The 21,619-nt window shown below is 67.3% G+C and carries 22 protein-coding genes and 1 pseudogene; 16 read left to right on the top strand and 7 right to left on the bottom strand.

The genetic code is table 11. The features are described 5' to 3' along the window. Positions 1 to 4 precede the first annotated feature (4 nt). From ribH to tolA, 7 genes are all read left to right on the top strand, one after another. On the top strand, positions 5 to 472 hold the full coding sequence (gene ribH / locus ACAM55_RS09500; RefSeq protein WP_369655778.1) for a 6,7-dimethyl-8-ribityllumazine synthase: 468 nt from the start codon (positions 5 to 7) through the stop codon (positions 470 to 472). Beyond that, a complete protein-coding gene (gene nusB, locus ACAM55_RS09495; RefSeq protein WP_369655777.1) occupies positions 469 to 1,005 on the top strand; it encodes a transcription antitermination factor NusB in 537 nt (178 codons plus the stop codon). Before ribH ends, nusB begins: the two co-directional genes overlap by 4 nt. Before the next feature lie 88 nt (positions 1,006 to 1,093). Continuing rightward, positions 1,094 to 2,290 (top strand): pyridoxal phosphate-dependent aminotransferase, encoded by a 1,197-nt coding sequence (locus ACAM55_RS09490; RefSeq protein WP_369655776.1) that lies wholly within the window; start codon positions 1,094 to 1,096, stop codon positions 2,288 to 2,290. After that, complete coding sequence (ybgC, locus tag ACAM55_RS09485; protein ID WP_369655775.1) at positions 2,287 to 2,745, top strand: tol-pal system-associated acyl-CoA thioesterase; 459 nt, start codon at positions 2,287 to 2,289, stop codon at positions 2,743 to 2,745. The genes ACAM55_RS09490 and ybgC overlap by 4 nt, the downstream gene beginning before the upstream one ends. After that, a complete protein-coding gene (tolQ, locus tag ACAM55_RS09480) occupies positions 2,742 to 3,464 on the top strand; it encodes a protein TolQ (protein WP_369655774.1) in 723 nt (240 codons plus the stop codon). Before ybgC ends, tolQ begins: the two co-directional genes overlap by 4 nt. Positions 3,465 to 3,479: 15 nt before the next feature. Further along, positions 3,480 to 3,917 carry an ExbD/TolR family protein gene (locus ACAM55_RS09475; protein ID WP_369655773.1) on the top strand — a complete coding sequence of 146 codons (438 nt, stop codon included), beginning with the start codon at positions 3,480 to 3,482 and terminating at the stop codon, positions 3,915 to 3,917. A 3-nt stretch (positions 3,918 to 3,920) separates the two neighbouring features. Further along, complete coding sequence (gene tolA / locus ACAM55_RS09470; protein ID WP_369655772.1) at positions 3,921 to 4,847, top strand: cell envelope integrity protein TolA; 927 nt, start codon at positions 3,921 to 3,923, stop codon at positions 4,845 to 4,847. 44 nt (positions 4,848 to 4,891) lie between these two features. On the opposite strand, the pseudogene dnaE reads toward tolA, so the two are convergent. After that, positions 4,892 to 8,409 (bottom strand): annotated as a pseudogene (gene dnaE / locus ACAM55_RS09465) (DNA polymerase III subunit alpha). A 61-nt stretch (positions 8,410 to 8,470) separates the two neighbouring features. Between dnaE and ACAM55_RS09460 the strand changes: the two are divergent. Continuing rightward, entirely contained in the window at positions 8,471 to 9,256 is a 786-nt protein-coding gene (locus ACAM55_RS09460) for a sulfurtransferase (RefSeq protein ID WP_369655771.1), read from the top strand. A 38-nt stretch (positions 9,257 to 9,294) separates the two neighbouring features. On the opposite strand, the gene ACAM55_RS09455 is transcribed toward ACAM55_RS09460, so the two are convergent. The 4 genes from ACAM55_RS09455 to ACAM55_RS09440 form a co-directional block, all read right to left on the bottom strand. Beyond that, on the bottom strand, positions 9,295 to 10,209 hold the full coding sequence (locus tag ACAM55_RS09455) for a pirin family protein (RefSeq protein WP_369655770.1): 915 nt from the start codon (positions 10,207 to 10,209) through the stop codon (positions 9,295 to 9,297). Between the two features lie 13 nt (positions 10,210 to 10,222). After that, positions 10,223 to 10,786: a flavodoxin family protein gene (locus tag ACAM55_RS09450; RefSeq protein WP_369655769.1), complete on the bottom strand. Its 564-nt coding sequence runs from the start codon at positions 10,784 to 10,786 to the stop codon at positions 10,223 to 10,225. Between the two features lie 58 nt (positions 10,787 to 10,844). Beyond that, positions 10,845 to 11,282: a DoxX family protein gene (locus ACAM55_RS09445; protein WP_369655768.1), complete on the bottom strand. Its 438-nt coding sequence runs from the start codon at positions 11,280 to 11,282 to the stop codon at positions 10,845 to 10,847. Positions 11,283 to 11,379: 97 nt separating this feature from the next. After that, positions 11,380 to 12,081, bottom strand: coding sequence for a pirin family protein (locus tag ACAM55_RS09440; protein ID WP_369655767.1), 702 nt, complete (start codon positions 12,079 to 12,081; stop codon positions 11,380 to 11,382). A gap of 167 nt (positions 12,082 to 12,248) precedes the next feature. Here ACAM55_RS09440 and ACAM55_RS09435 point away from each other — a divergent pair, with 167 nt between their 5' ends. The 4 genes from ACAM55_RS09435 to trmB all read left to right on the top strand — a co-directional run bounded on the left by ACAM55_RS09435 (position 12,249) and on the right by trmB (position 16,047). Further along, positions 12,249 to 13,202 carry a LysR family transcriptional regulator gene (locus ACAM55_RS09435; protein ID WP_369655766.1) on the top strand — a complete coding sequence of 318 codons (954 nt, stop codon included), beginning with the start codon at positions 12,249 to 12,251 and terminating at the stop codon, positions 13,200 to 13,202. Positions 13,203 to 13,289: 87 nt separating this feature from the next. Beyond that, on the top strand, positions 13,290 to 14,372 hold the full coding sequence (locus ACAM55_RS09430) for an NAD(P)/FAD-dependent oxidoreductase (protein WP_369655765.1): 1,083 nt from the start codon (positions 13,290 to 13,292) through the stop codon (positions 14,370 to 14,372). Between the two features lie 14 nt (positions 14,373 to 14,386). Continuing rightward, a complete protein-coding gene (gene gluQRS, locus ACAM55_RS09425; RefSeq protein ID WP_369655764.1) occupies positions 14,387 to 15,310 on the top strand; it encodes a tRNA glutamyl-Q(34) synthetase GluQRS in 924 nt (307 codons plus the stop codon). Then, positions 15,310 to 16,047 carry a tRNA (guanosine(46)-N7)-methyltransferase TrmB gene (gene trmB / locus ACAM55_RS09420; protein ID WP_369655763.1) on the top strand — a complete coding sequence of 246 codons (738 nt, stop codon included), beginning with the start codon at positions 15,310 to 15,312 and terminating at the stop codon, positions 16,045 to 16,047. The genes gluQRS and trmB overlap by 1 nt, the downstream gene beginning before the upstream one ends. A 28-nt stretch (positions 16,048 to 16,075) precedes the next feature. Here the strand turns inward: trmB and ACAM55_RS09415 are convergent, their stop codons facing one another. Then, positions 16,076 to 17,521, bottom strand: coding sequence for a PLP-dependent aminotransferase family protein (locus tag ACAM55_RS09415; RefSeq protein WP_369655762.1), 1,446 nt, complete (start codon positions 17,519 to 17,521; stop codon positions 16,076 to 16,078). A 93-nt stretch (positions 17,522 to 17,614) separates the two neighbouring features. Here ACAM55_RS09415 and ACAM55_RS09410 point away from each other — a divergent pair, with 93 nt between their 5' ends. The 3 genes from ACAM55_RS09410 to ACAM55_RS09400 all read left to right on the top strand — a co-directional run bounded on the left by ACAM55_RS09410 (position 17,615) and on the right by ACAM55_RS09400 (position 20,162). Next, entirely contained in the window at positions 17,615 to 18,364 is a 750-nt protein-coding gene (locus ACAM55_RS09410; protein ID WP_369655761.1) for an NAD-dependent epimerase/dehydratase family protein, read from the top strand. Then, the gene (locus ACAM55_RS09405; RefSeq protein ID WP_369655760.1) at positions 18,361 to 18,900 is read left to right on the top strand and encodes a cupin domain-containing protein; all 540 of its coding nucleotides are present in this window, start codon (positions 18,361 to 18,363) and stop codon (positions 18,898 to 18,900) included. The genes ACAM55_RS09410 and ACAM55_RS09405 overlap by 4 nt, the downstream gene beginning before the upstream one ends. Before the next feature lie 104 nt (positions 18,901 to 19,004). After that, positions 19,005 to 20,162: an ABC transporter substrate-binding protein gene (locus ACAM55_RS09400; protein ID WP_369655759.1), complete on the top strand. Its 1,158-nt coding sequence runs from the start codon at positions 19,005 to 19,007 to the stop codon at positions 20,160 to 20,162. Position 20,163: 1 nt separating this feature from the next. Here ACAM55_RS09400 and ACAM55_RS09395 read toward each other — a convergent pair whose 3' ends face one another. Then, on the bottom strand, positions 20,164 to 20,883 hold the full coding sequence (locus ACAM55_RS09395; protein WP_369655758.1) for a Crp/Fnr family transcriptional regulator: 720 nt from the start codon (positions 20,881 to 20,883) through the stop codon (positions 20,164 to 20,166). A gap of 133 nt (positions 20,884 to 21,016) precedes the next feature. Here ACAM55_RS09395 and ACAM55_RS09390 point away from each other — a divergent pair, with 133 nt between their 5' ends. Further along, positions 21,017 to 21,607: an HD domain-containing protein gene (locus tag ACAM55_RS09390; RefSeq protein WP_369655757.1), complete on the top strand. Its 591-nt coding sequence runs from the start codon at positions 21,017 to 21,019 to the stop codon at positions 21,605 to 21,607. Positions 21,608 to 21,619 lie beyond the last annotated feature (12 nt).

Raw genomic sequence — 21,619 nt, 5'->3', positions numbered from 1 at the left:
CGACATGCAAGGTGCAAACAAGGGTGCGGATGCAAAGCCGCTCGACGGAAAAGGGCTGCGCATCGGCATCGTGCAGGCGCGCTTCAATGCCGACATCACCGATGCGCTGGCCGCGGCATGCCTCGCCGAGCTCGAGAAGCTGGGCGTGGCCGCGGACGACATCCATCACGTGCGGGTTCCCGGCGCGCTCGAAGTGCCCGTCGCCCTGCAGGCGATGGCCGTGCGCGGCGGCTACCACGCGCTGGTGGCGCTGGGCTGCATCATCCGCGGCGAAACCTACCACTTCGAACTGGTGGCCAACGAATCGGGCGCAAGCGTGAGCCGCGTTGCGCTCGACCACCGCCTTCCCATCGCCAACGCGATCCTCACGACCGAAAACCTCGAGCAAGCCGTCGCCCGACAGACCGACAAGGGCCGCGATGCGGCCCAAGTGGCTGTCGAGATGGCGCAGTTGCTGGCCTCCCTGACATGACCGAAGACAACAACAAGACAGCCGGCGCCAAGCCGCGCCAGGCGCGCACCGGACTCACCAGCACCGGCGCGCGCAAGGCTTCGGCCAAGTCGAACCGCAGCCGCGCGCGCGAATTTGCGCTGCAGGCGCTCTACCAGCACCTGGTGGGCCGCAACGACCCGACCGAGATCGATCACTTCACGCGCGACCTCGCGGGCTTCCACAAGGCCGATGCCGCGCACTACGACGCACTGCTGCACGGCTCCATCGAAGGCGCCGAGCAGCTCGACGCGCTGATCCGGCCGCTGCTCGACCGCAAGTTGGAAGAGATCTCGCCCATCGAGCATGCCGTGATGTGGATCGGCGTGTACGAGTTCCAGCATTGCCTGGACGTGCCGTGGCGCGTGGTGCTCAACGAGTGCATCGAGCTTGCCAAGGAATTCGGCGGCACCGACGGCCACAAGTACGTGAACGCCGTGCTCAACGGCCTGGCACCGCAGCTGCGCGCCGCCGAGGTCGAGGCCGACCGGGCCTCGGGCAAGGCCAGGACGTGAGGAGCGCCGCCCGGCCGCCCGAAGGCGCTCGCCCCCTCGCTTGCGAGGGGGATGGCGAAGGCGCGCAGCGCCGTAGCTTGGGGGTGCAATGAGAATCTCGGCGCGCGCACAGCGCATCGAACCCTTCTATGTGATGGAGGTCGCCAAGGCCGCCGGCGTGCTCGCGCGCGAGGTGGCCCACACCGACCGGCCGATGATCTTCCTGAACATCGGCGAGCCCGACTTCACCGCGCCGCCGCTGGTGCAGGAAGCCGCCGCGCGCGCCGTGCGCGCGGGTGCCACGCAGTACACCCAGGCCACCGGCCTCGACCTGCTGCGCGAGCGCATCAGCGGCTGGTACGCGCAGCGCTTCGGCGTCGACGTGCCGGCGCGCCGCATCGTGGTGACCGCCGGAGCCTCGGCCGCATTGCAGCTGGCTTGCCTCGCACTGATCGAATCCGGCGACGAGATCCTGCTGCCCGATCCCAGCTACCCGTGCAACCGCCACTTCGTGAGCGCCGCGGACGGCAAGGCCGTGCTGATACCGACCACTGCCGAAGAGCGCTTCCAGCTCACCGCTGCCAAGGTCGAAGCCGCATGGACCGACAAGACGCACGGCGTGCTGCTCGCCTCGCCCTCCAACCCCACGGGCACCTCGATCGCGCCCGACGAACTGCGCCGCATCCACGAGGTGGTGTCGCAGCGCGGCGGCATCACCTTGATCGACGAGATCTATCTCGGCCTCTCGTACGACGACGCGTTCGGGCAAACGGCGCTGGCTATCGACGACAACGTCATCAGCATCAACAGCTTCAGCAAGTACTTCAACATGACCGGCTGGCGCCTGGGCTGGCTGGTGGTGCCCGAAGCGCTGGTGCCGGTGGTCGAACGGCTCGCGCAGAACCTTTTCATCTGCGCAAGCACCGTGTCGCAATACGCGGCGCTGGCCTGCTTCGAGGCCGAGAGCATTGCCGAATACGAACGCCGCCGCGCGGAGTTCAAGGCGCGCCGCGACTGGTTCATTCCGCAGCTCAATGCGTTGGGCCTCAACGTGCCTGTGGTGCCCGATGGCGCCTTCTATGCCTGGGCCGACTGCACCAGCGTCGCGGAGAAGCTGGGCATTTCGGGCAGTTGGGATTTCGCCTTCGAAACCATGAAGCGCGCCCACGTCGCCGTGACGCCCGGCCGCGATTTCGGCACCGCCGAGACGGCCAGGTTCGTGCGCTTCTCCACCGCCAGTTCGATGGCGCACCTGCAGGAATCCGTCGAACGCCTGCGGGCCATGATCGCGAACCCCGCCCGATGAGCTACGCGTTTCCGATCCGCGTCTACTGGGAAGACACCGACGCCGGCGGCATCGTGTTCTACGCCAACTACCTCAAGTTCATGGAACGCGGCCGCACCGAATGGCTGCGTTCGCTGGGCGTGGAGCAGCGCAAACTGCGCGAGGAAACCGGCGGCCAGTTCGTGGTGAGCGAAACACAGCTCAAATACCATCGCCCTTCCCGCCTGGACGACGAACTGCTGGTTACAGCCGATCTCCAGCAACTGGGCACCGCGTCGTTGATAATCGGTCAACGCGTGCTATCAAAAACAGAGCAAGAGCGTACCGGGGCCGCCGCACCCGTGCTGTTGTGCGAAGGCACGATCCGCATCGGCTGGGTGGATGCCTCCACATTGCGCCCCGCGCGCATACCGGCCCAAGTTTCGGGAACCCTCGAGCGCTGCGGCGGCTCCATGACTCAACCTTTCAAGCCATGAACCAAGACCTCTCCATCATCAATCTCCTGCTCCATGCGAGCTTCGTGGTGCAACTGGTCGTGCTGCTGCTCGTGATCGTCTCGATCGCCAGCTGGGCCGCGATCATCCGCAAGTACTTCGCCCTGCGCCGCATGCGCGCCCTCAACGACGATTTCGAGCGCGAGTTCTGGTCGGGCACCAGCCTGAACGAACTGTTTGCCTCGGCCGCGCAGAACGCCAAGTTCGCCGGCCCCATGGAGCGCATCTTCGCTTCGGGCATGCGCGAGTACCAGAAGCTGCGCGAGCGCCACGTGAGCGACGCCGCCACGCTGCTCGACGGCGCCCGCCGCGCCATGCGCGCGAGCTTCCAGCGCGAACTCGACGCGGCCGAGCAGAACCTGTCGTTCCTGGCCACCGTCGGTTCGGTGTCGCCGTACGTCGGCCTTTTCGGCACGGTCTGGGGGATCATGCATGCCTTCACCGGCCTGGCGGCGCTGGCGCAAGTGACGCTGGCCACCGTGGCGCCCGGCATTGCCGAAGCGCTGGTGGCCACCGCCATCGGGCTGTTCGCGGCCATTCCGGCCGTGGTGGGCTACAACCGCTTCGCGCGCGAGATCGACAAGATCGCGATCGCACTGGAGACCTACATCGAGGAGTTCTCCAACATCCTGCAGCGCAACCTCTCGGCCAACCCGGCCGCGGTGGCGTCGGCAACTTCGGCGGCTCCGGCCAACCGCTGAGCGGAGGTCCAGCGCATGCCCGCCGTTTCATCCCGGGGCCGAGGCCGCCGCACGATCAACGAGATCAACATGGTCCCGTTCATCGACGTGATGCTGGTGCTCCTGATCATCTTCATGGTCACCGCGCCGCTCATCACGCCGAGCGTGATCAACTTGCCTTCGGTCGACCGTGCCAACAAGCAGCCCGACAAGCCGATCGAGATCGTCATCAAGAGCGACGATGAGGTGCAGATCAAGAAGGACCCCTCCGCCGGCAGCGGCGGCGCGTCGATTCCCATGACCCAGATCGGCTCCGCGGCCAAGACCGCCCAGGGCGGCGACGACCAGCGCCCCGTGGTCATCAGCGCCGACAAGTCCGTCAAGTACGAAACCGTCGTGAAGGCGATGAACCAGCTCAAGCGCAGCGGCATCGAGCGCGTGGGCTTGTCCGTCACCACCACGGGCGGCAAATAAGGCATGTCGCTCGCCCTGGATCGCCCCGAGTTCGCACCACCGCCGCAGCGCGGCACGCCGCGCGCGGTGCTGCTCGCGCTGGTCGCGCATGCGCTCTTGATCGCGGCGCTGACATGGGGAGTGCGCTGGCGCAGCGAGGCCGACGACGGCGCCGTCGATGCGGAGCTGTGGTCGTCCACGGTGCAGCAGGCCGCCCCGCGCCTGTCCGCGCCACAGGCACCCACGCCGGCTCCCGCGCCTCCGCCGCCTGCGCCACCACCCCCGCCACCGCCTCAGGTGAAAGCCCCCGAGCCCGCACCGGCGCCGCGCGCCCCGGACATCGCGCTCGAGCGCGAGAAAAAGCTCAAGGAAGAAAAAGAGCAGAAGGAGCGCGAGCTCGAGCGCCAGCAACAGCAGCGCAAGAAAGAAATCGAAGCCAAGCAGCGCGCCGAAGACGAGGCCGAACGCAAGAAGGCACAGCAGCAAAAGCTCGCCGAGCAGCAGAAGAAGCAGCAGCAGGAGGCCGAAGCCAAGCAGGCCGAAGCGAAGAAACAGCAGGAAGCCGCAGCCAAGCAGGCGGCGGCCGACCGCGCCGCAACGCTCAAGCGCATGCAGGGCCTGGCGGGCGCCAGCGGCAGCGACGACTCCAAGGGCACGGCCATGCGCTCGTCAGGACCGTCGAGCGGCTATGCGGGACGCATCGCGGCCGCGGTGCGCCCGAACATCACCTTCCCCGATGCCGAGACCGTCAACGGCAACCCGGCGGCCGAGTTCGAAGTGAATCTGGCGCCGGATGGCACCATCGTCGGCGTCAAGCTCACCAAGTCGAGTGGATTGCCAAGCTGGGACGAAGCCGCCGAACGCGGCCTGCACAAGACCGACAAGCTGCCGCGCGACACCGACGGGCGCATCTTCCCGTCGCTGATCGTCTCGCTGCGGCCCAAGCGCTAGCAGGGCCGGCCGGGCGCTGCGCGCGCCCGGCCGCCCCTCGCCGCTCATTCGTAGACTACCGAGGCTTTTCCGGCTTCCGCCTGCGCCGTCCAGCTCGCAAGCGCGGCGTCGGTCGGGAAGAACTTGGCGCGCTCCCCGAGCTGCAGCTCGACCTGCGCGCCCCCGCGCGCCATCGAGAGACGCACCGGCAGGCCCTGCACCAGGTCGCCGTGTTCGCTTTGCTCGGTGCGCGGCGGAAAGTCTTTCACCAGGCGTGCGATGTCGGGCGCCTTGCCATTGACCGCCACCCGCAGGAACTTGCCGAAGCGGCAGCGCGCCGTGGCCAGGTCCCACACCTGCTGCACCTGAAAGCGCGCCTCGAACCCGCCGCGCCCCGGCTGCAGGCGGCCGCTCACGATCACCAGTTCGTCGTCTTTCAAGGTGTTGCGGTTCGCGTTGATCAGCGCCTCGTCGGCGGTAGCGTCGATCGAGTCCGACTTGTCGTCCAGCTTGAAGATCGCCAGGCGCCCGCGCTGGCCGTTGATCACGCGGAAGTCGCTCACAATGCCCGCGATCACCTGCTGCTCGCGCGTGTCCATCAGGTCGCCGATCTCGCGCTTGCAGAATCGCCTCACCTCGTGCGAGACCTCGTCGAACAGGTGGCCCGAGAGATAGAAGCCCACGGCCGTTTTCTCGTAGGTGAGTCGCTCCTTCACGCCCCAGGGGGTGGCGTCGACCAGTTCGGGCTCCTGCGTGGCCGAGCCGTGCTCGCTGTCGCCGAAGATGTCGACCTGGGCCGCATTGGCTTCCGTGGCCGACGCGAACTCGAAGGCGCGGTCGACCGAAGCGATCAGCGACGCGCGGTTCTGCTGGATCGCGTCGAAGGCGCCGGCCTTGATGAGCGCTTCGACCGTTCGCTTGTTGATGCGCTGGCGATCGATGCGCACGCAAAAATCGAACAGGCTCTTGAACGGCCCGCCTTCTTCGCGTGCCCGCACGATAGCCTCGACCGCCAGCTGGCCCGTGCCCTTGACGGCGCCCAGGCCATAGCGAATCACCTTGTCGGTGACGGGCTCGAAGCGGTAGTTGCCGCGGTTCACGTCCGGCGGCTCGAAGGTGATGCCGAAGTTCTTCTGCGCGTCCTCGAACAACACCTTGAGCTTGTCGGTGTCGTCCATTTCCACGGTCATGTTGGCGCAGAAGAACTCGGCCGTGTAGTGGACCTTGAGCCAACCGGTGTGGTACGCGAGCAGCGAGTACGCGGCGGCATGCGACTTGTTGAAGCCGTAGCCCGCGAACTTCTCCATCAAGTCGAAGATCTCGTCGGCCTTGTCTTGCGGAATGCCGTGCGTCGAGAGCGCGCCCGCGCGGAATTTCTCGCGGTGCTCGGCCATCTCCTCGAGCTTCTTCTTGCCCATCGCGCGGCGCAGCAGGTCGGCGCCGCCGAGCGAGTAGCCGCCCAGGATCTGCGCGGTCTGCATCACCTGTTCCTGGTAGACCATGATCCCGTAGGTTTCGGACAGCATCTCGGCCACGGCCGGGTGCGGATACTCCACCTCTTCGCGGCCGTGCTTGCGTGCCACGAAGCTCGGAATCAGGTCCATCGGGCCCGGGCGGTAGAGTGCGTTGAGCGCGATCAGGTCCTCCAACCGCGTCGGCCGCGCGTCCTTCAGCATGCCCTGCATGCCGCGGCTTTCAAACTGGAACACCGCTTCCGTCTTGCCCTCGGAAAACAGCTTGTAGGTTTCGCGGTCGTCCAGCTTGATGTTCTCGTACGCGAAGTTCTCCTGGCCCTTGTGGCGCTTGACGATGAACTCTTTCGCAATCTCGAGGATGGTGAGCGTGGCGAGGCCCAGAAAGTCGAACTTCACGAGGCCGATGGCCTCCACGTCGTCCTTGTCGTACTGGCTCACGGCCGAGTCGCTGCCAGGCTGCTGGTACAGCGGGCAAAAGTCGGTGAGCTTGCCGGGCGCAATCAGCACGCCGCCCGCGTGCATGCCGATGTTGCGGGTCATGCCTTCGAGCTTTTGCGCCAGCTCGACCAGCATGCGCACTTCTTCTTCCTTCTCGATGCGGGCCGCGAGCTGCGGCTCCATCTCGATGGCGTAGTTGTTCTTGTCGCCTTCCACCTTCGGGTCCGGCGGATACTGGATCGTGACGGGCTGGCCCGGCTTGTTCGGAATCAGCTTGCTGATGCCGTCGCAGAACATGTAGCTCATGTCCAGCACGCGGCCCACGTCGCGAATGGCGGCGCGCGCGGCCATCGTTCCGAAGGTCGCGATCTGGCTCACCGCGTCGCGGCCGTACTTGTCCTTCACGTAGTCGATCACGCGGTCGCGGTTGCCCTGGCAGAAGTCGATGTCGAAGTCGGGCATCGAGACGCGCTCGGGGTTCAGGAAACGTTCGAACAGCAGCTTGTATTCGAGCGGATCGAGGTCGGTGATCTTCAGCGCATAGGCCACCAGCGAGCCCGCGCCCGAGCCCCGGCCCGGACCCACCGGACAGCCGTTGTTCTTGGCCCACTTGATGAAGTCGCCCACGATCAGGAAGTAGCCGGGGAAGCCCATGTTCAGGATCGTGTTGATCTCGAACTCGAGGCGCTCCACATAGCGCGGCCGCTCGGCATCGCGCTTGGCGACGTCGGGGTAAAGATGCGCAAGACGCGCTTCCAGGCCTTCAAACGACTCCTGGCGGAAAAACTCGTCGATCGGCATGCGAACGCCTTCGCTGACGAAGGGCGTCGGAAAGTCGGGCAGCTGCGGCTTGCCGAGCACCAGCGTCAGGTTGCAGCGCTTGGCAATCTCGACCGTGTTGGCGAGAGCGCTCGGCACGTCGGCAAAGAGCGCTTCCATCTCGGCGCTCGACTTGAAGTACTGCTCCTCGGTGAACTTGCGCACCCGGCGCGGGTTGCCGAGGATTTCACCTTCCGAGATACAGACGCGCGCCTCGTGCGCCTCGTAGTCCTGGCGTTCGGCAAACTGCACCGGATGCGTCGCGACCACCGGCAGGCGCAGCCGCGCCGCGAGCTTCACGGCGGCAATCACATGCGCCTCGTCCTCGGGACGGCCTGCGCGCTGCAGTTCGATGTAGAAGCGGTGCGGGAACATTCCGGCCAGCTGCAGCGCCAGCTCGCCAGCGCGTTCTTCCTGCCCTTGCAGCAGTGGCGCCCCAGCGGGCCGGCCTGCGCGCCCGAAAGCGCAATCAGCCCGCCTTGCAATTCTTCGAGCCATTCGAGCTTGCAGGCGGCCTGCGACTGGCCCCGGCCCACGTTCTGCGTCCAGGCGCGTGCCAGCAGCTCGGACAGGTGCAGGTAGCCTTCCATGTTCTGCACCAGCAGCACGATGCGCGTGAGCACGCCGGGCTCCTTGCCCAGCCCCTCGATGAAGATCTCGGCGCCGATGACCGGCTTGACGCCCTTGCCTCGCCCCTGCTTGTAGAACTTGACCGCCCCGAACAGGTTGTTCAGGTCGGTGATGGCGAGCGCGGGCTGCTTGTCGGCAGCGGCAGCCTTGACCACTTCGTCGATTCGGTTGGTGCCGTCGACGACGGAAAACTCGGTGTGCAGGCGCAGATGAACAAACATCCTTCCATTGTAGAAAGCCGCACTCCACGATGTGGGTTGACGATCCCTACAATTACGCCCCGTGCAAGAGATTTTGAATATTGCGGCCTACAAATTCGTAGCCATCGACGACAGCCCCGTGCTGCGTGAAGACCTGCGCGAGCGCGCACTGGCCCAGGGCCTCATGGGCACCATCCTGCTCGCTCCGGAGGGGATCAACCTGTTCCTGGCCGGCTTGCCCGACGCGATACGCAGCTTCATGGCCAGCCTGCGCGCCGATGCGCGCTTTGCCGACCTCGAAACCAAGGAAAGCTGGTCCGCCGCGCAGCCCTTTCGCCGCATGCTGGTCAAGCTCAAGCGCGAGATCATTCGCATGGACCATCCGGCCATCCAGCCGGCCGCCGGGCGGGCGCCGGGCGTGGACGCGCCCACGCTCAAGCGCTGGCTCGACCAAGGGCACGACGACGAAGGCCGCGAGATCGCCCTGCTCGACACGCGCAACGCCTTCGAGGTCGACGAGGGCAGCTTCGAGGGCGCCATCGACTGGCGCATCGATAAATTCACCGAATTTCCGCCGGCGCTGCGCGAGCATCGTGCAGAGTTCGCGGGCAAGACGGTGGTGAGCTTCTGCACCGGCGGCATCCGGTGCGAGAAGGCCGCCATCCTCATGCGCGAAGAAGGCGTGGAGAACGTGCTGCAGCTCGAAGGCGGCATTCTCAAATACTTCGAGCTGGTCGGCGGCGCGCACTACAAGGGCGACTGCTTCGTGTTCGACGGCCGCGAGGCGCTGGCGCCCGACCTGAGAGCGCGCTCCAACAAGGCCAGCGCACGCGCCTCTGAAGACCCTGACCTCGCACGAAAGAACTGAGCCCCCGCAGCCCGGGGGCCGCTCTTCTTGCGAACCCGTCAGACGGGCGTGGTGCCCACGTCAGGCTCGCGCACGCCAAAAGGCTTGCCCGGCAGCGGAATGAACTCGGTCTCGCCCGGCACATGGCCCATGCGCTGTGCGGCCCAGTCGGAGCCGGCTTCGAGGATGCGTTCGCGCCGGCTCGAAACGAAATTCCACGTGATGTAGCGCGGCCCATCGAGCGGCTCGCCGCCGATCACCATCAGGCGCACGGCGGTGGTGCCGGAAGTCAGCACCGCACCCTGGCCATCGGGCAGCACCGCCATCGTGTGCACGGGCACCGGCTCGCCATTGACGCTTGCATCGGCATCGACGGCATAGACCGCCAGCTCGGGCGCCAGCGCAGGCAACTCGAAGCGCCCGCCGGCTGGCAGCGCGATGTCGAGATAGATCGTCTTCGACAGCGTCTTGACCGGCGAGCGCTTTCCGAAAGCCTCGCCCACCAGCACGCGCACTGCCACGCCCTGCTCCACCAACTCGGGAATGGCACCGGCCGGCGTGTGCTCGAAGCTCGGCTCGGTTTCTTCATGCACCTGCGGCAAGGCAGCCCAGAGCTGCAGGCCGTGATTCACGTAGGTGTCGGCCTTGAGGCGTTCGGGCTTGCGCTCGGAGTGCACGATGCCGCGGCCCGCCGTCATCCAGTTGATGGCGCCGGGCAATATCTCCTGCACGCTGCCAAGGCTGTCGCGATGCATCATCGCGCCTTCGAAAAGGTAGGTGACGGTGGAGAGGCCGATGTGCGGATGCGGCCGCACGTCATGCTCCGTGCCGGGCTGCTCGGTGGCGGGCCCGAAGTGGTCGAAGAAGACGAAGGGCCCGACCGAGCGGCGGTTCGCGGCCGGCAGCAGGCGCCGAACTTTGAAGCCGCCGCCGAGATCCTTGTCAGCGGGGTGCAGCGATAGAAGCGAGTCCATGCTGCATCATGCCTCAGGCCTTGCCGGCTGCCCAGCGGGCCGCGGCCTTGGCCACGCGCTCGCCGAAGAGGCGCGCGGTGTCCAGATCGCCCTGGGCCATCTCGGCCGGCGACGAATCCGAGGGCGATTGCGCCATGGCGCCGCTGAACGAGGCCACGTAGTTGATGTCGTTGCGCTGTGCCGCCTTGGTGTTGCTCGGCATGATCGCGGTGCCGACCCAGACGCCGCCCTGCTGCATTGCCAGCGTGAACAGGTAGTGCAGGGTCGAAAGCTTGTCGCCGTTCATGGACGCGCTGTTGGTGAAGCCGGCAAACATCTTGTCCTTCCAGGCCTGGGTGAACCAGGGCTTGGACGACGCATCCGCAAACTTCTTGAACTGCCAGCTCACGCTGCCCATGTAGGTGGGCGAACCCATGATGATGGCGTCGGCCGCGTTCAGCAGCTCCCAGCCACCTGCCGGCAGGTTGCCGTCGGCATCGATCTGGACCAGCTCTGCGTTGGCGCCTTCGGCCACGGCCTGGGCCATGCGTTGCGTGTGGCCGTAGCCCGAATGAAATACGACTGCGATCATGGACATGAAGTTATCTTGAGTTGTGATTGAAAAGGAATCCAGGCGGATGGAACGACGCAGCGGATCAGCGCTTGTCGATGCTGAAGCGGCCGGGGCCGAAGGCAGCGATGGCGAGCAGGCCGCCGGCGATGGCAATGTTCTTGTTGAAGTTGATCTGCTGCATCATCTTCATGGCATCGGGCGCCGACCAGTACTTGTGGAAGAACAGCGCGGCGGCCACCGTGAAGACCGCCATGAGGATTGCGGTCCAGCGGGTCTTGAAACCCACCAGCAGCGCAATGCCGAGGACGAGCTCGGCGAAGATGGCAATCGCCGCCCCCACTTCCGGCAGCGGCAAGCCGACCGAGGTGATGTAGCCCACGGTGCCGGAAAAACCCATGAGCTTTCCGATGCCTGCGGGGATGAACAGGTACGCGACCAGGATGCGGCCGACGAGGGCCAGCGTGTCCTGTGCCGCATTGGGGTTGCTGGCTGCGGTTGCGTTGATTGTGGTGGTTGCCATGATGATGAAACTCCTAGGTTATCGATTGATTGAATGAATGAATAAAGAGACGAGGTAAAGCAAGACAAATGCCGGGCGGCGCACGCCCGGCATGGAATCAGGCCGCCAGGTCGAACACGAGCACTTCGGCATCCTTGCCGGCGCCCAGCGTGAGCTGCGATTCGCCTTCGAGCATCGCGGCGTCGCCGCCCGACAGCTTCTGGCCATTGACTTCGAGCTCGCCGTGCACCAGGTGCACGTAGCTCTTGCGCTTCGGGTCGAGCGCCAGGCTGGCCTTTTCTTCGCCGTCGAGCAGGCCCGCGAACAGGCGCGCATCGGCATGCACCGTCACCGAGCCTTCGGCGCCGTCGGGCGAGGCCACCAGGCGCAGCTTGCCGCGCTTTTCAGCGGTGCTGAATTTCTTCTGCTCGTAGCCGGGCGCAATGCCGCGCACGTTCGGCTCGATCCAGATCTGCAGGAAGTGCGTGGTCTCGTCGGCCTTGTGGTTGAACTCGCTGTGCATCACGCCGCGGCCCGCGCTCATGCGCTGCACGTCGCCCGGCGGAATCGATTCCACGTTGCCCATGCTGTCCTTGTGCGCCAGTTCGCCCGAGAGCACGTAGCTGATGATCTCCATGTCCTTGTGGCCATGGGTGCCGAAGCCGGCGCCCGCGGCCACGCGGTCTTCGTTGATCACCCGCAGGTTGCCGAACCCCATATAGGCGGGATCGTAGTAGCCAGCGAAGGAAAAGCTGTGGAACGAGCGCAGCCAGCCGTGGTCGGCATAGCCGCGTTCCTGTGATTTACGGACTTGCAACATCGTCGAACTCCTTGGCCCTTCCCCGAGGGGATGCTCGGGCCTTCTTCGTATGCCGCGCCGGATGCGCAGCGGATGTGAAGAACTTTAGGCCCGCACCCCCGCCCTGAAAGCGCCGGGTTTTGATGGCATCATTCAAATTTTTTGATCAATCGATCCATGGAGCCGCCATGCCCAGCGCCCGAGACGTACTGACCCCCGACGCGCTCGCCATGCTGCAGACCGTCGCCAGCACGGGCAGCTTTGCGGGCGCGGCCCGCGCGCTCAACCTGGTGCCCAGCGCGCTCAGCTACCGCGTGCGCCAGATCGAGGACGCGCTCGACGTGCTGCTGTTCGACCGCAGCACGCGCCAGGCCCGCATCACCGAGGCGGGTGCCGAGCTGCTGCGCGAGGCGGCGCGGCTGCTGGGCGAAATCGACGCGGTGGCCAACCGCGTGAAGCGCGTGGCCACCGGCTGGGAGCCGATGCTCACCATCGCGGTCGACAGCGTGATCGCGCGCGATCCGCTGCTCGACCTGGCCACCGCCTTCTTCGCGCTCGATCCGCCCACGCGGCTCAAGCTACGCGATGAAACACTGCTCGGCACCATCGAGGCGCTGACCAGCGGCGAGGCCGACCTGGCGATTGGCGCGGTGCTCGACGCGGCGAGCCTGGCCTTCACGGCCACCGGCATCCGCAGCCGGCCGATCGGCGAGCTGTGCTTCGTCTATGCCGTCGCGCCGCATCATCCGCTCGCGCGCCTGCCCGAGCCATTGACCGATGCGGTGCTGCGCCAGTACCGCGCGGTTGCGGCCGCAGACTCGGTGCGCAGCGGGCCGAGCATGACGGTCAACCTCGTCGGCGGACAGGATGTGCTCACGGTGCCGAGCATGCATGCCAAGCTGAATGCGCAGCTGCACGGCCTGGGCGGCGGCTTTCTGCCCGAGCCCATGGCACGGCCGTATATCGAGGCCGGCCACCTGGTCGAACGCAAGACCGAACGCCGCCCGCCGCTCGCGACCATGCACTGCGCATGGCGCGTGCGCAGCGCGGGCGGGCCGGGCCGCGCGCTCGAATGGTGGCTCGCGCAATTCGACCACGAGGCCACGCGGCGGGCGCTGCTGGAACGGCACCGGGGACGCTGAGCGCCCGACGCCCGCAAGCGCCCCTCGCAGACCGTTGTAGAGTCCGAATACATCCATCGTCTCCCCTACACAAGAAAAGAGTCCCTCATGACCACTCGCGCAACCGCAAAGGCGACCGACCGCCACCGAACACCCGCCGCTGCACGCCACTACGCCGTCGTCGGCGCGGGCATTGCCGGCGTGGCCTCCGCCCGAACGCTGGCGCAGGCCGGCCACAAGGTCACGGTGTTCGAGCGCGAAGCCGCGCCCGGCGGGCGCATGGCAAGCGTCGACACCGCCTTTGGCCGCTTCGACAGCGGCGCGCAGTACTTCACCGTGCGCGATCCCCGCTTTGCGCTGGCGCTGGAAGCCACGCCCAATCTCTGCCGGCCATGGAGCGCGAACCTCGTGCGCGTGCTCGACGCGCATGGCCGCGTGGCCGAGGCGGCCCTGCCCGGACGCGAATCGCACTGGGTGGCCCAGCCCGGCATGGATGCGCTGGTGGCCCACTGGGCCGCACCGCTCGGCGACAGCCTCGTCGCCAACACGCAGGTCACGCAGATCGAGCCCGATGCGCTCGACCCCAAGCGCTGGCAGTTGCGCACCGCGGGACAAGATGACTCGCAGCACGTGTACTCGGGCTTCGACGCCGTGCTGCTGGCCGTGCCGCCGTCGCGCACGCGGGTGCTGCTGGGCGACGGCAAGCTTTCGGCGTCCGTCAGCCAGAAGATCGAGCCGGTGCGCATCGCGCCGTGCTGGACGCTGATGATCGCGTTTCCCCAAGCCAACCAGGCCAACATGTCGCACCTCGGCCCGCAATGGAATGCGGCGCGCAGCACCCACCACCGCGTGGCCTGGCTGGCGCGCGAGTCGTCCAAGCCCGGCCGCGAACGCGTCGAGCGCTGGACGCTGCAGGCCAGCGCCGCCTGGTCGCAAGAACACCTGCGCGACGACGCCGCGCGCGTCGAAGCCAAGCTGCTGCGTGCCTTCGCCGAAATCACCGGCATCCACGCCACGCCCACGCACGCCCAGGCACGCTGCTGGACCGAAGCCCAGACCCAGATTCCCGTCGGCAAGAGCCACCTCTGGGACGCCAAGGCGCGCATCGGCGTGGCCGGCGACTGGTGCACCGGGCACCGCGTGGAAGACGCGTTCCTCTCGGGCCTTTCACTGGCGCTGGCAGTGATCTGATATCTGATTCAAGGATGCGTGAGACCGGCCGTTTCGCGCCCTCGCCCACCGGCCCGCTGCATGCCGGCTCGCTGGTGGCCGCGCTTGCGAGCTGGCTCGACGTGCGCGCCCGCGGCCCGCACGCGCGCTGGCTGATCCGCATCGAAGACGCCGACACCGAACGCTGCCTGCCCGGCATGGGCGAACACATCCTCCGGCAACTGGCCGACTGCGGCCTGCTGTCCGATGAAACGCCGGTGTGGCAGACGCAGCGCACCGCACGCTATGAAGCGGCGCTTGCCAGGCTGCAGGCCCTCGGCCTCGCCTACCCCTGCGGCTGCTCGCGCAAGGACATCGACGAGGCGCTGGCACGCCTTGGACGGCCACACACGCGCCACGGGGAACGGGTCTATCCCGGCACCTGCCGGAGCAGCCTGCGCGGCAAGCCCGCGCGGGCCTGGCGCTTTGCCACCGAGAAGTTCGAATCGGCCCAGCCGGTGCTGCCGGACGGTGCACTCTGCTGGACCGACCGCCGCCTCGGCCGCCAATGCCAGAACGTCAGCCGCGAGGTCGGCGACTTCGTGCTGCGCCGTGCCGACGGCCCCTGGGCCTACCAGCTCGCGGTGGTGGTCGACGACGCGGAACAGGGCGTGACCGACGTCGTGCGCGGCGAAGACCTGGCCGACAACACCGCGCGCCAGATCCTGCTGCAGCGCGCGCTCGGCCTGCCCACGCCCAGCTACCTGCACACGCCGCTGGTGCGCGGCGCCGACGGCGACAAGCTCTCCAAGCAGAACGGCGCAACCTCCATCGACACCGGGGCGCCCGAGGCCGCGCTGGCCTCGCTCGACGCCGCCGCGCGCGTGCTCGGCCTGGGTGCCGCACAGGGCGGCTCATGCGCCGCGGCATTGGCCGGCTGGGTGCCCGAATGGCACGATCTCTACAATTCGCGGCCGTAATGACCTCTTCCGACACCGTGCCCCACGATTCCCCGCCAAGCGACGACGCGGCCGACAAACCGCACCCGCTGCACCGCCGCCTCAAGAGCTTCGTGAAGCGCGCCGGCCGTACCACCGAAGGCCAGGCGCGCGCCTTTGCCGAACTCGGTCCGCTGTTCCTCATCCCCTACACGCCCGAGCCGCTCGACCTCGCCGCCGCTTTCGGCGGCCGCGCCGCACCGACCGTGCTCGAAATCGGCTTCGGCATGGGCGAAGCCACCGCGCACATCGCCACGGTGATGCCCGAGACCAACTTTCTCTGCTGCGAAGTGCACGAGCCCGGCGTGGGCGCGCTGCTCAAGCGCATCGGCGAGCAGTCGATCACAAACATCCGCATCTGCGCGCACGATGCGGTCGACGTGCTCGACCACATGCTGCGGCCCGATTCGCTGGCCGGCGTGCATGTGTTCTTTCCCGATCCGTGGCACAAGAAGCGCCACAACAAGCGACGGCTGATCCAGCCCGAGTTCGTGAAAAAACTTGCCGAGCATCTGCGCCCGGGCGGCTACATCCACTGCGCCACCGACTGGCAACCCTACGCCGAGCAGATGCTCGAGGTGCTGTCCGCGGAACCGCTGCTGCGCAACACTGCCGAAGGCTACGCGCCCAAGCCGGACTACCGGCCGCTGACCAAGTTCGAGAACCGCGGCCTCAAGCTGGGCCACGGCGTCTGGGACCTGGTGTTCCAGCGCGCCTGAGCCGCACTCGCCTTTTCGGGCAGCCGTTTCAGGGTTTTCGGCCCAAGGCAGCCCGCAGCCTTGCCGCGAGCTGCTGCGCATGCGCGGCGGAGCCGATGTTGGTGAAGCCCATCAGCAGCCCCTCGTCGCGGAAGGCCGCCGTGCCTCGCCGGGACAGCGGCTGGCAGTTCAACCCGGCGAGCTGCGCGAGGCGGGCCAGTTCCTCGTCGCTTTCGCGCCACCGGCCGAAGCGCGCGATCAGGTGCATGCCGCCGCTCTGCAGATCGATGCGCACGTCCTCGCCAAAGGCTTTCCGCAATGCGGCCGCAAGCGTGCTGCGGCGGCGCGCATAGAGCAGCCGCATCTTCTTGAGATGGCGGGAGAAGTGGCCTTCGCGCATGAAGTCGGCCACCACCGCCTGCGTGAGCTGCGGGCATCCGTTGGACCAGGTCCGCGCGGCCTCGCCGAAGGCGCTCAGCAGCGAGTCGGGCGCGACCACGTAGCCCAGCGCCAGCCCCGGGTAGAGCACCTTCGAGAAGCTGCCGGCATACAGCACGCGATCGTGGCCGTCGAGGCTCTTGAGGGCGGGCAACGGCGGGCCGGCGTAGCGGTATTCGCCGTCATAGTCGTCCTCGACGATCCAGGCCTTGGCCTCGGAGGCCCAGTCGAGCAGTTGCAGCCGGCGCGCGAGCGACATCGACACACCCAGCGGCGCCTGGTGCGAAGGCGTGACGACGGCCATCTTCGCCTTTGCGGCCTTGCGCGTGCCGTGCGCAACGTCCATGCCTTCCTGGTCCACCGGCACAGGCACCGGGCGCTGGCCGGCGCCGCGCAGCACCTCGTGCGTGGGCGTGTAGCCCGGGTCTTCCACCCACACGCGGTCGTCCTTCGCGAGCAGCGTGTGCGAGATGAGCGCGAGCGATGCGCGGTAGCCGCCGGTCACGAAGACCTGCGACGGATGGCACGAGACGCCGCGCGACACTTGCAGATAGGCTGCAATGGCCCCGCGCAGCACCGGGTGGCCCGAGGGATCGCCATAGAACATGTCGGCCGCGGTCGTCGCCCTGACGCGGCGCGCAGCCAGGCGCGCCCAGAGCTTGCGCGGAAACGCATCGAGCGCCGGAATGCCCAGCTGCAAAGGCGGCGGCGAGGCGGGCTCGGCCAGCGCCTGGCCGACGGCTTCCGCCCCGGTTCTTCGAGGCCCGCGGCGCGCCGGCCGGCGGATGGGGAGCGAGGGGGAAACCACCGTGCCCGCCTGGCCCTGCGGCGAAAAATAGCCTTCGCCCGCAAGTTGGTTGTAGGCCGTCTCGATGGTGCCCCGCGCCACGCCCAGTTCGCTGGCCAGGCTGCGTGCGGAGGCCACGCGGTCGCCCGGGCGAAGCACGCCCAGTTCGATGGCCGCCCTGAAGCGCTCGTAGACCTGCCGGTACAGCGGCGCAGGCGCCGCGCGATCGATTTCCAGGTGGGCGGCGGAAAAGGCCTTCTCTTGAATCATGGCCTATTCATTCTGACGAATCTTGGCCCTTTCGAGTGGGGCATCGAAAACCTAAGCTCGACCCGTCGAACAGCCAGCAGAAAAGGACATGCGATGAGCGAGAAGATATTTGTCGCGGGTGCGGCCGGCGCCATTGGCAGCGCGCTGGTCCCGCTGTTGATCGAGGCCGGCTATACCGTGTACGGCAGCACCCGGCGCGCCGAACGCGCGTATGCGCTGGAGGCGCGCGGCGCACGTCCGGTCATCGTCGACGTGTTCGACGCCGAAGCTCTGCGCGTGGCGCTGAAGCGCATTGCGCCAATGGCCGTGATCCACCAACTCACCGACCTCCCGCCCGACCTCGATCCCAAGCTGATGGCCGATGCCGCACACCGCAACGCACGCGTGCGCAGCGAAGGCACGCGCAACCTCGTGGCCGCGGCACTGGCGGCCGACAGCCGCCGGCTGGTGGCCCAGAGCATCGCCTGGGTCTACGCACCGGGGCCCCTGCCCCACGTCGAAGAGCATCCGCTCGATCTCGAGGCCGAAGGCAGCCGCCGCGTCAGCGTGGACGGCGTGGCTGCACTCGAGCGCAGCGTGCTCGGCACGCCGGGCATCACGGGCACGGTGCTGCGCTATGGCCAGTTCTACGGCCCCGGCACCTCGAACGCCGTGCCCAAGAGCGTGTGCCCCGTCCACGTGGAGGCCGCGGCCTGGGCGGCGGTGCTGGCGCTGCGGCAGGCGCAAGGCGGCGTCTTCAACATCGCCGAGGACAACCCCGAGATCAGCAGCGAAAAGGCGAAGCGCGATCTGGGCTGGCACGCATCGCTGCGGCTGCGTCCGCTGCAAGGAGCCGCGTCGTGAAGGCGTCCCGGCTTCATCGCGGCCAGCTCGGCGCCGGCATTGCGGCGCTCTCCCTCGTGCTGGCCGCCGGCTGGGCGCTGATGCCACACGGCAACCGGCAGGAGGCGGCGCAATGGTTCGCCGATGTGTGCAGCAGCGTGGCCCGGCCAATGTTCTCGTCGGCCCCGGCACCTGCGGGCTCGGGTGTCGATGCCAGGCCAGCGACCTCGGTCAAGGTGCTTTCGTGCGAGGCGCTTCCGAATGTGCCGGGCAAGTCGGTCACCACGGTTCTCGTCGACTTTCCGCCGCTCGCCTATTCGCCGGCCCACCGGCATCCGGGCTCGGTGACTGCGGTCATTCTCGAGGGCACGATCCGCTCGCAGCTTGGCGGCGGGCCGGTGGGCACCTACAAGAGCGGCGAGACCTTCTTCGAGCCGCCGCGCACGCTGCATCTCTTTGCGGAGAACCCCGATCCGGTGCGCCCCGCCAAGCTGGTCGCGGTGTTCGTTGCCGACGAGAACTGCGGGCCGCTGTTGCTGCCGCCCGACGCCGACTGAAGAGGCCACGGAAACCGCCGCGCGAGAACCTTAGGGTGCGGGAGCATTCCGCACAGGCATCGAACTTGCTACACTTTTTTACTAATTTGTACAGAAGGTGGCACATGAACGGTTCTCGAAGGAAACTGGTGCAGGCGTGCGGGGCAATGCTGCTGGGCGGCAGCCTTCCGCTTCCGGCGCTCTCGCAATCCACCAAGGCAGCCCCGGGCGCGCGGGTGGTGCTGCTGGGCCAGTCGGTGCCCTTGACCGGTGCGGCCGGCGAGATCGGCCTGGCCTTCGCGGCCGGCAGCCGGCTGGCCGTGGGCGACTTCAACGAGCGCAATGCTGCCAGCGGCCTCCAACTCAAGCTGCTGCAGCTCGACGACGGCTATGACGCGAGCCGCGCCGCGGCCAACGCCCGCACGCTGCTTGGCGCCGACAAGGCCGACATGCTGTTCGGCTTCGTGGGCACCGCCAGCAGCGATGCCGGAGCCAGTGTGGCCGCGCAGCAAGGCAGCCTGCTGTTCGCGCCCTTTGCCGCAGCCGACTCACTGCGCGAGGCAAGCCACCCGAACGTGTTCCACGTCCGCCCGGGGATGATCGACGAGGCCTTGAAGATCGTGCGCCAGTGCGCCACCGTGGGGCAGACCCGCATCGCGCTGGTGGGCGACGACGACGCCATGGGCCGCGCCGGCCTGGCGGCCGTGCAGCAGGCCATCACCGAACTCAAGCTCCCCGCGCTGGTTGCCACGGCCATGGTTCCTGCGGGCGGCGACAAGCTCGACGCGGCGCTGAAGACGGTGCAGCAGCAGACGCCGCAGGCCATCGTGCTGGTATCGCTCTCGGGCACCACCGCCAACGCGATCCGCAAGCTGCGCAAGAGCGGCTATTCCGGCAACTTCATGGCGTTCTCGATCGTGGGCATCGATCCGCTCTACGCCGAGTTGGGCAAGGACATCGGCGGCATCGTGATCTCGCAGGTGGTGCCATCGCCACGGCCCTCGGCCATTCCCATCGTCAAGGAGTACCGCGCCGCGGTCGACAACTCCGACCAGACGCCTTCGTACGAAGGGCTCGAGGGTTTCATTGCGGCCAAGGTGGTGGGCGAAGCGGTGCGCCGCGCGGGGCGCGGCTTCACGACGGCGAGCCTGCAGCGCGTAATGACCGCCATGACCGATTACGACGTGGGCGGCTTTCGGGTCAACCTGCGCCCCGGCCTGCGCGATCCGTCCAGGAACATCGACCTGATCAGCATCTCGGCCGACGGCCGCGTGCTGCGCTGAGCTATCCGCTCCTGACCAGCGACTGCAGCGCCTCGACCGACAACAGGTCGATGCGCCCGTAGCCCAGCGAAATCACCTCGTCGCGCGCGAGTGCGTTGAGCTCTTTCGAGAGCGTCTGCCGCGAGACGCCGAGCATCATGGCCAGCGCCTCCTGCGGCAGCATCAGCGTACTGCGCAAATGCACCGATTGCGTGGCATCGCCTCGCGCCAGCACCAAGATCCGGTGCGCCACGCGCGCGCGCAGGCTGCGCAGCGTGGCATCTTCGGTCAGGCCGTAGAGCATGCGCACGCGCGCCGCCAGCATCGCCGCAATGGCGTTCGCAAAGACCACGTCGCGCATCTGGTAGGCGAAGGCCTCCGGCGGCACCACGAGCAGATCGAGCGATTCCAGCGCGGTCGCGTCGTGCGTGCGCGGCGAGCCGTCGATGAGCGTGATTTCGCCGAACCAGTTGCCCGGCTCCAGCACTGCGAGGATAGCTTCGCGCCCATCCTGCCGCAGCGACGAGATCTTTATGGTGCCTGCCGCCAGCCCATAGAAGCCACCGCCCGCCGCATGCACCGGATCGCCCTGGCGAAACACCATGGCGCCGCGCCGCACGTGAATCAGTTCGGCCGCGCCCACCAGCGCCTCGCGCTGTGCACGCGGCATGCTGGTGAACCAGGGGTTGCGCTCCATTGCGGCGCGATGCGGAGCGGAAAGACGCAGCTTGGGAGCGGCCATGCGGGAGAAATTGCCTCGAAGACGCCTCGGGGCGGGGGTTTACCAGAGCCTTGCATTGTCAAATTCAAGACAGTTGAACGTCAAGCACAGGTCTACAGTGGCCGGCATCCCCCGAGAACATGGAGACGACACGATGAGCGAACGGGCAAGTTTCAGGAGCATGCAGGAGAGCACGCGCGAGGACTGGCAACTGATCGGCGGCGAGTTCAGGCAGTTTGCGGGCGGCCTGCCCGCGCGCGTGATCAAGCACCTGCAGATCCTCGAAGGCGACTACGGCGGCTTTCCGGTCGACCGCTACACCCATTCGCTGCAGACCGCGACGCGCGCACTGCGCGACGGCCGTGACGAGGAGTACGTGGTGTGCGCGCTGCTGCACGATATCGGCGACACGCTCGGCAGCTTCAACCACCCCGACATTGCCGCGGCCATTCTCAAGCCCTTCGTGAGCGAAGCCAACCACTGGATGGTGCAGCACCACGGCATTTTCCAGGGCCACTATTTCTTTCATCACATCGGCCTGGACCGCGACATGCGCGACAACTTCAAGAGCCATGCGCACTACGAGCGCACGGCCGAGTTCTGCGCGCTGTACGACAACCCGGCCTTCGACCCCAAGGCCGAGACGCTGCCCATCAGCGAGTTCGAACCCATGCTGCAACGCCTGATGGCCGAGCCGAAGCAGAGCATCTACAAGGCCGCGATGAAAGAACCGGCGGCCGCCTGAACCCGACAAGGA

This window comes from Variovorax sp. V213, from assembly GCF_041154455.1.
Taxonomy (GTDB): Bacteria; Pseudomonadota; Gammaproteobacteria; order Burkholderiales; family Burkholderiaceae_C; genus Variovorax.
Note: the sequence above shows the minus strand (reverse complement) of the source record. Positions and strands in the feature narration are given on the sequence as shown.